The organism is Rhodococcus sp. P4_B6 (assembly GCF_056402215.1).
In genome coordinates this window covers 1-8,156 of record NZ_JBFUHV010000277.1, presented here as the reverse complement: position 1 = coordinate 8,156, position 8,156 = coordinate 1, and the positions used below count along the sequence as shown (strand labels likewise).

General features: G+C 66.6%; 6 protein-coding genes. 4 read left to right on the top strand and 2 right to left on the bottom strand.

Annotated features, from left to right (window positions below; translation table 11 throughout):
* Nucleotides 1-836: acetyl-CoA C-acyltransferase (locus AC1DWT_RS48145; RefSeq protein WP_477925973.1), on the bottom strand; the 836-nt coding region annotated here is incomplete at its 3' end.
* 150 nt (nt 837-986) lie between these two features.
* On the opposite strand from AC1DWT_RS48145, the gene AC1DWT_RS48140 reads away from it, so the two are divergent.
* Nucleotides 987-1,622 (top strand): TetR/AcrR family transcriptional regulator, encoded by a 636-nt coding sequence (locus tag AC1DWT_RS48140; RefSeq protein WP_477925972.1) that lies wholly within the window; start codon nt 987-989, stop codon nt 1,620-1,622.
* A 149-nt stretch (nt 1,623-1,771) separates the two neighbouring features.
* Here the strand turns inward: AC1DWT_RS48140 and AC1DWT_RS48135 are convergent, their stop codons facing one another.
* Nucleotides 1,772-3,799 carry an ATP-binding protein gene (locus tag AC1DWT_RS48135; RefSeq protein ID WP_477925971.1) on the bottom strand — a complete coding sequence of 676 codons (2,028 nt, stop codon included), beginning with the start codon at nt 3,797-3,799 and terminating at the stop codon, nt 1,772-1,774.
* A gap of 456 nt (nt 3,800-4,255) precedes the next feature.
* Between AC1DWT_RS48135 and AC1DWT_RS48130 the strand changes: the two genes are divergently transcribed.
* The 3 genes from AC1DWT_RS48130 to AC1DWT_RS48120 all read left to right on the top strand — a co-directional run.
* Nucleotides 4,256-5,209 carry an AraC family transcriptional regulator gene (locus tag AC1DWT_RS48130; protein ID WP_477925970.1) on the top strand — a complete coding sequence of 318 codons (954 nt, stop codon included), beginning with the start codon at nt 4,256-4,258 and terminating at the stop codon, nt 5,207-5,209.
* A gap of 40 nt (nt 5,210-5,249) precedes the next feature.
* On the top strand, nt 5,250-7,274 hold the full coding sequence (locus AC1DWT_RS48125; protein WP_477925969.1) for an acetoacetate--CoA ligase: 2,025 nt from the start codon (nt 5,250-5,252) through the stop codon (nt 7,272-7,274).
* A 193-nt stretch (nt 7,275-7,467) separates the two neighbouring features.
* Nucleotides 7,468-8,156 (top strand): MBL fold metallo-hydrolase (locus AC1DWT_RS48120; RefSeq protein ID WP_477925968.1); only part of this gene is annotated, 689 nt, incomplete at its 3' end.

The window sequence follows — 8,156 nt, the reverse complement described above, 5'->3', positions numbered from 1 at the left end:
AGTTCCTTGGCCTTGGTGTCGGACATGATCACCAGGGCGGCGGCGCCGTCGTTGAGCGGGCACGCGTTGCCGGCGGTGACGGTGCCATCCGGCCGGAACACCGGCTTCAGCTGGCTGACGGCCTCGTAGGTGGTGCCGGCGCGGGGGCCGTCGTCGGTGGACACGACGGTGCCGTCGGGCAGGGTCACCGGGGTGATCTCCCGTGCGAAGAAGCCCTCGTTGATTGCCGCCTCGGCGCGGTTCTGCGAGCGCACCGCCCACCGGTCCTGCTCTTCGCGGGTGATGCCGGTGATCTGTGCGACGTTCTCGGCGGTCTGGCCCATCGCGATGTAGGTGTCGGGGACCAGCCCTTCCTCGCGCGGGTCGACCCACTGCTGGCCGCCCTGGGCGAGCTTCTCGGTGCGGGTCTGCGCGTCGGCGTACAGCGGGTTCTGGGTGTCGGGCAGCGAGTCGGAGTTGCCCGCGGTGAACCGGGAGACGGTCTCGACGCCGGCGGAGATGAAGACGTCGCCCTCACCGGCCTTGATCGCGTGCAGTGCCATGCGGGTGGTCTGCAGCGACGACGAACAGTACCGGGTGATGGTGGTGCCGGGGATGAAATCGTAGCCGAGCTGCACGGCGACGTTGCGGCCCATGTTGAAGCCCTGCTCGCCGCCGGGCAGGCCGCAGCCCAGGATGAGGTCGTTGATGTCGGTGGGGTCGAGCGCGGGCACCTTGTCGAGTGCCGCCTGGACCATCTGCGCGGCGAGGTCGTCGGGGCGCATGCCCTTGAGCGATCCCTTCATGGCGCGACCGATCGGCGAACGGGCGATGGAAACGATGACAGCCTCGGGCATGCGGAACTCCTGGGTGCGGGTCGTCTGACGACGGAGGTGTGAAAGCTATGCAGCTCAAAAATATGCAACCGCATATTTTCTATGCGCTTGCATATACTGATGGTGTCGGCGGAGACCTGTCAACCCCGCCAACCGAGAGGCAACAGTGTGATGGATGCATCGCTAACCGCAGCGGTCGGCGAGCTGGGTACCTCGAAAGCCGCTGCGCGGATACGGGCCGCGGCCATCGAGGTGTTCGCCGCCAAGGGGTATGGCGCCACCACTACCCGGGAGATCGCCGCCAGCCTCGACATGAGTCCAGGAGCGGTCTACCCGCACTACAAGACCAAGGAATCCCTTCTCTACGCCATCAGCCTCGAGGGCCACCATTCGGTACTGGCGGCCATCACCGCCGCTGATTGCCCCGACGTCGCGGCGCCCGACCGGCTGACGTCGACCGTGACGGCCTACGTGATCTGGCACGCCGACAACCGCGCCAGCGCCCGGGTCGCGCAGTACGAACTACGCTCGCTCTCGCCCGAGCACTTCGCAGTCATTGCGGACATCCGCCGGTCCACCACGAAGGTGTTCACGCGGATCATCGAAGCCGGCGCAACGGCAGGCGACTTTCATCCCTTCGACATCGAGGCCGCCGCGCTGGCAATCACGTCCCTCGGCGTCGATGTCAGCAGGTGGTTCCCCTCCCACACCTACTCCGACCCACGCATTATCGCGGCTCGCTACGTCGAACTCGCCCTTCGAATGGTCGGGTGCGCCGACCGGCAACCCCTCGACAAGTCTTCTTGATACGTGTTGCTGGACTGCGGGATTCGAGAACAGCTGTCACCGAAGTGGGCGAGACCTGCGCCGGAGAACAGCCCGCCGCGGCGTCCGCCTAGATCTCGCGGCTCCGAGATCGCGAGGTCACCGTGTCGGCGACAGTCGCCGCCCAGCTATCACCGATTTGGCGATTCCGGCGCGCGCCGTTGTGCCACCCAGGTCGCGATCTGAGTGCGGGAGTTGAACCCAAGTTTGGCGAAGATGTGCTCCACGTGTACGTCGACGGTGCGTCGGGAGATGACCAGCTTGGCCGCCACGTCCTTGCTCGACATTCCCTGCGCCACCAGGTCCGCGACCTCGCGCTCTCGAGGTGTCAACAAGCTGTCGGCCTGTCGGGTCTCGACGGGGGAGACTCGGTGCTCTCGGAGCGCGAAGGTCAGCATCTCCTCGACGGTGAGCTGGCCTCCACGCGCAAACGCGGTGTCGAAGCCAGGGTTGCCCATCGCCCGCCGAGCCATGTTCTCGAACTGTTCGCGCCGCGCGAGCAGGTGTTTCGCCCCGAGCAGTGGGACGCCAATGGTCTGCCAGGCCTGGTCCGATGCGCCGAGGAGCACGGCGGCCCGCTCGGAATCGCCGCTCGCCGCGGCGGTCCAGGCGAGAGCGTCCAGGATGAATGCCAAGCCCAGGTTGTCCTGGGTGAACCGCTTGAGCCGGAGCGCCTCGCACAGATCGGCTTCGGCCTGCTCGAGCTCGCCCTGGAGAAGCTTCAGGAAGCCCCTGGCCCACATGGCGTAGGACAACAGCCAACGCTCGCCGGCCTGCTCACATTGCGCGCAAGCCTCCTCGGCCACGTCGGCGGCTCGGTCAAGCTCGCCGGACAGCACGTAGGCCATGGTCAGTGCAGGGCGCACACTGTTGGGGTAGTCGGCGGGTACGTCGGCGCACCCATATCGCTCGAGCGCTTCAACCAACAGTGGAATCGCAGCGCTCGGGTCGGTGCCCAGTTCGCGTAGGCCGAGCATATGGGTTGCGTAAGCCAGGCCCCGTGGGTCGCCCAGTCGGCCCGCCAGATCGTGGACGGCGTCGATCAGTGCAGTAGCAGCAGCCTCATCGCCCTGGAAGACAGCGATGTCAGCGGCGGTGCCCAGCGCCCAAACCCGCTCGAGACTCGGTTCTTGATCCATTGCCAACGCCCGGTCCAGCCACAGGCGGCCTTCGGTCATGAAGCCGAGCGCAGTCCAGAGGAACCAGGGCAGGCCCGCCATCCGCAGTCCGACGCGCACCTCGTCCGGCCGCGCGAGGCAGAATTCGAGCGCCGAGCGCACGTTCGGATGCTCCACACGGAGCAGAGCCGCCCAGGCCTCCTGTCCCGGACCGAACCACTGCGCGGCAGCCTTCTCGATCAGCCGCCAGTACCAATCTCTGTGCCTGCGCTGCACCTTCGCTTCGGAGCCGGACTCTCGTAGTCGGGCCTGGCCGTACTCCCGGATAGTCTCCAACATGCGGAACCTGACACGCCCGCCGTGCTCGCCTCGGGTCAAGATCGACTTGTCGGTCAGCCCGGCCACCGTGTCGAGAATGACCTCCTCGGCAAGCAACTCGTCCGCGCAGACAGCCTCGAGCGCGTCAAGACCGAACCCACCAGCGAACACTGATGCGCGCGCCCACAGGGTCTGCTCCGCCGGAGTACACAGCTCGTAGCTCCAGTCTATGAGGGCCTGAAGAGTCTGATGCCGCTCCGGCAAGTTACGACTGCCCTCGCGAAGCAGCTCGAACCGACTATCCAGCCGATGCGCGAGGTCCTCCACCGTGAGCACGCGCAACCGTACCGCTGCCAGTTCGATCGCCAACGGGATCCCCTCCAGTCGCTGGCAGAGCTGGATGACCGCCTGTTCATTGTCGGGGGTGATCTCGAAGCCGGGAACGACCGCAGCCCCCCGGGCGGCGAACAGGTCGACCGCCGCGAACTGCGTCGCCGAGCCGGGAGCGAGACGGACATCGACGTCGGGCACCGGGAGCGTTGGAACCGGGTACACATGCTCACCGGCGATCATCAGCGCTTGTCGGCTCGTGGCGAGGATCCGCAGTTTCGGCGCCGCCCGGAGCAGCCGGTCCACCAGGTCCGCGGCTGCCTCGAGTATGTGCTCGCAGTTGTCGAGGACTATCAAGGTGTGCCGGGGGCGCAAGTAGTCGGTGAGGACCAACGGGGCGGGGGCTGACTGCTCGCGAATCCCGAGTGCATCTATCAGCGTGTGCGGCAGCAGGTCTGGGTCCTTCAGAGATGCCAGTTCGACCAGGCAAACCCCATCTGGGAAGGCGCGGCGGACATCACGGGCAACCCGCAGTGCGAGGCGGGTTTTGCCGACCCCGCCTACCCCGGTCAACGTGACGAGCCGGTCGACGGAGAGAAGCTTTCGGACAGTCTGGGTCTCGGATCGACGGCCTACGAAACTCGTCAGATCCGCGGGCAGGTTGTCCGGCTGGTTCGCCGACCGTGAAGCCATGGTCCGACCAGACTAACGCTCCGGCCCGACGGGGAGCGGTCGGGCCGGAGCGCGAATAGGTAATGGGATACGTCATTCACACAATGTCCCCCGGTGTGGTCCACAGGCAGGCTGTACAGGCACATCAAACCTAGTCCACTGCTTTGGGAGGCCCCGATGACCGCGACCATAGCCACCGAAATCGATGTCCTTGACGTCGAGGCGGCCGGGCCTGGGGCCCGCTGGGAGACTGCGGTCCGCGATGTCTCGGGGCCCATGACGGTGCAACACCGCAAGAGGCGGGGCAATGCCACTCGCTTGCGTTCGCGAGAGGTCGGCGACCTCCAGCTCGCGGACTGGGACTGCCCGCCCCTGCACAGCGTGCTGTCGCTGGGTAAAGATCGTGCCGCTGAGCGCGATGTCGTCGTGGTCGTGGCAGGTGCCTGGGGCGACGAGCGACTTTCCTTCGCGGGCACGGATGCCGCGCCGGTGAACGGGACAGTGGTCGTGGCGACCGGCGGTTACGACGGTGACGGCTTCTCGGTGCCGGAGCGGGTCAGGAAACGCACGCTGACCCTGCCGCGGGCCGCGCTGCTGGCAGCTGGTTGCGACGCGAACATTCCTGGCTGTGTCGTGCTCGAGCAGGACCGGCCGCTGGTTGGCGTTCTGGTTACGACCCTTGACCAGGTCTGGAGCCGGCTACCAGCCATGCGTCCCTCGGAGATCGAGGCGGCCCGCCGGGCGCTGGTGGCACTGACTGTCGGCATCATCCGCGCAGAGAGCGGCTCTGTCACAGGTCGATCGGCCTTGGCTGCTTTGCGTGCGCAGATTGACAACTGGATCACGCGCAATCTTCGTAGCGGTCCGATCCATATCGAGGATCTTGCGGCCGCCCACAACGTCTCGACACGAACCATCCACCGGGCCTTCTCGCTGACCGGGGACACCATGACCGCTCTCGTGCGTGCACGGCGTATGGCCGCGGTCCGCGAGGAGCTTGTGAACTCCGACATGACCATCGCGACGATCGCTCACCGATGGTGCTTCTACGACCCCAGCCACCTTCGCCGGGAGTTCCACCGCTGCTTCGGGGTCTCGCCGAGCGAGTATCGGGAAAGCCACGGCTGCTGATGCCCGTTCTGACTAGCAACGCGTGAAGAAGGGTGCAGATATGGATTTCGGAATGGACGCGACCGTGGAGGTGAGTTCGATCGGACCCGGGGACATCGCCTGGTCGCCCTCGGCAGAACGGATCGCCGACGCCCGGATCAGTGACTTCATCGACTGGCTGCAGGCGACGGGCCGATTCGAGGCCACCTCCTACCAGTCCTTGTGGGACTGGTCGGTGACCAGTCCGGAGGAGTTCTGGGCGTCGATGAAGGACTACTTCGGGGTGACCATGACCGGCGTTGGCCCGGTGCTGGCAACCCGGGAGATGCCCTTCGCCGAATGGTTTCCCGGCAGGCGGCTGAATTATGTGGACATGGTGCTGAGCCACGCCCAGTCGTCCCGCCCAGCGATCATCGACGATTCCGAACCTGGCGGGCCCGGGCCGCGGACGGTTTCCTGGACCGAACTCGCCTGCCAGGTGACCGCGCTGGCGAACTGGCTGCGCGCCCGGGGCGTCGGCGAGGGCGACTGTGTGGTCGGATACCTCCCCAACGTTGCCGAGGCGGTCATCGCCTTCCTCGCCACCGCGAGCGTTGGAGCGACCTGGTCGTGCTGCGGACAGGACTATCAACCCGAAGCGGTCGTCGACCGCCTCGGACAGCTCGCGCCGGTGGTCCTCGTCACGGCCGACGGCTACCGCTTCGGCGGACGCGAGGTCGACCGCCTCGCGGCCCTGCCAGCCCTGCAGGCCGGGATGCCGACGCTGCGTGAGGTGCTCGTCGTCGATCGACTCCACTCTGGTACGAGTGTTCCCGCAGGCACCACACCCTGGGTCGAGGCAGTCACCGGGGGTGGGCCGGCCATGACGCCCGCGCACGTGCGGTTCGACCACCCCCTCTGGGTGCTGTTCTCCTCGGGGACGACCGGGAAGCCGAAGGGGTTTGTTCACGGCCACGGTGGAGTCGTGCTCGAGCACCTCAAAGCCCTGGCCCTCCATCTCGACCTAGGGCCTTCCGACACGTACCTGTGGTACACCTCGCCGAGCTGGATGGTCTGGAACTCCCTCGTGAGCGGCCTCCTCGTCGGCGCGACGATCGTCTGCTACGACGGAAGTCCGTCGTACCCGACCGACGACGCGCTATGGGCGCTCGCAGCCCGGCACAAGATCACCGTGCTGGGCACGAGCCCGGCATACCTCCAGGCCTGCGCCCGAGCGGGCCGGTCACCCGGCACCGACCACGACCTGCGTCGACTGAGGACCCTCGGGGCCACCGGCTCCGTGGTCCCTGCCGAGCTGCACTCCTGGGTTGCCGATCACATCGGCCGCGATGTGCCGCTCGCCTCGGTGACAGGGGGAACCGATGTCGCCAGCGGATTCGCGGGCTTCGTGCCGATCCTGCCGGTGCGGGCCGGAGAGATCACGGCCCCATACCTGGGCGTGGCCCTTGACTCGTGGGACGCCGACGGCCGCAGCCTGCGCGATGCCGTGGGCGAGCTGGTGGTCACCCAGCCGATGCCGTCCATGCCGACCAGATTCTGGAACGACGGCGACGGGGCCCGCTACCGAGAGACCTATTTCGAGAGCTACCCCGGGGTCTGGCGGCATGGTGACTGGGTCACCATCACCGAACGCAACACCGTGATCGTCCACGGACGCTCTGATTCCACGCTGAACCGTAACGGGATCCGGTTCGGTACCGCCGACATCTATCGCGTCGTCGAAGAACTCCCGGAGGTAGAGGAAGCCCTCGTCATCGGGGCGGAGCAGCAGAACGGTGAGTACTGGATGCCGCTGTTCGTCGCACTGTCCGATCACGCCGAACTCGACGACGCGCTCCGCGAACGCATCATCGGGCGGATCCGCGAGGCGGTCTCACCCCGAGTCGTACCGGACGACGTGATCGTCGTCAGGGCGATCCCGCACACCCGAACGGGCAAGAAGCTCGAAGTCCCGGTCAAGCGCATCCTGCAAGGCAACGACGTCTCCGCGGTCGCCGAAGCACGATCGATCGACGACCCGTCCCTGCTGGAAACCTTCGCCCGCTACGCAGCCACCCGTGCTGCGAACCCACCGGGGCATGGCTGATGACCAAGGGAGACGACCTACTGGCCATGGGGCCGGTTCGTCACGCCGAGCGAATCGTGGCGGCTGTGTACCGGTGTCCGGCACGGCCGACCTATGTCCCGGAAACGGCGCGCTCATACCGTTGAACTAACCGCGGTGGGCCGCAGGCCCACCCGATGCCACTGACCAATCACCCCCATTCTGGAGGCACTTCATGAATACCGACACCCGCCCGCCCGCCGCAGCCGCCCCGCCGATCCGAGCGACCGTGTACGTCGGTCGCTGGCCCGAGATCCCCGCGGGAGACTGGCCTGACATTCCCCGCGGCACGTTCTCGCCGACCACTGCGACGTTGATCACCGGTCCGACCGAAGCTGTGCTCATCGACGCGCAGTACCTCAAGGATGACGTCCGGGACCTGGGGGACCTGATCGAGCGCACCGGGAAGCAACTCACGACGATCTACGTGACGCACGCCCACGCCGATCACTACCTGGGCATCGGTCCCCTCAAGGAGCGGTTCCCGGACGCGAAATGCGTTGCGCTGCCCCACGTGGTCGAGGCCATGAAGGAATCCATGGAACTACAGCAACAGCAGTGGGCGATGCTGTTCGGCGACGCCTGCGTCGTCAGTGACGCGCTCCCCGACCCGATCGACGACAACACGCTCTACGTCGACGGCTCGCCTCTCAACATCGTCGAGGTGAAGCAGGCCGACATCCATCCCACGACAATCGTGCACATCCCGGAGATCGATGTCGTCGTTGCCGGTGACTCCATCTACAACGAGATCCACCCGATGCTCGGCCTGTCGACGCCCGAGGAATGGCAAGACTGGCTCGAGACCGTGGATCTGGTGGAGAAGCTGGCACCCAAGGTGATCGTCGCCGGCCACCGCAGGCC

Coding starts and splice junctions, on each gene's coding strand:
- AC1DWT_RS48140 (WP_477925972.1), top strand. CDS start 987: ATGGATGCATCGCTAACCGCAGCGGTCGGCGAGCTGGGTACCTCGAAA.
- AC1DWT_RS48130 (WP_477925970.1), top strand. CDS start 4,256: ATGACCGCGACCATAGCCACCGAAATCGATGTCCTTGACGTCGAGGCG.
- AC1DWT_RS48125 (WP_477925969.1), top strand. CDS start 5,250: ATGGATTTCGGAATGGACGCGACCGTGGAGGTGAGTTCGATCGGACCC.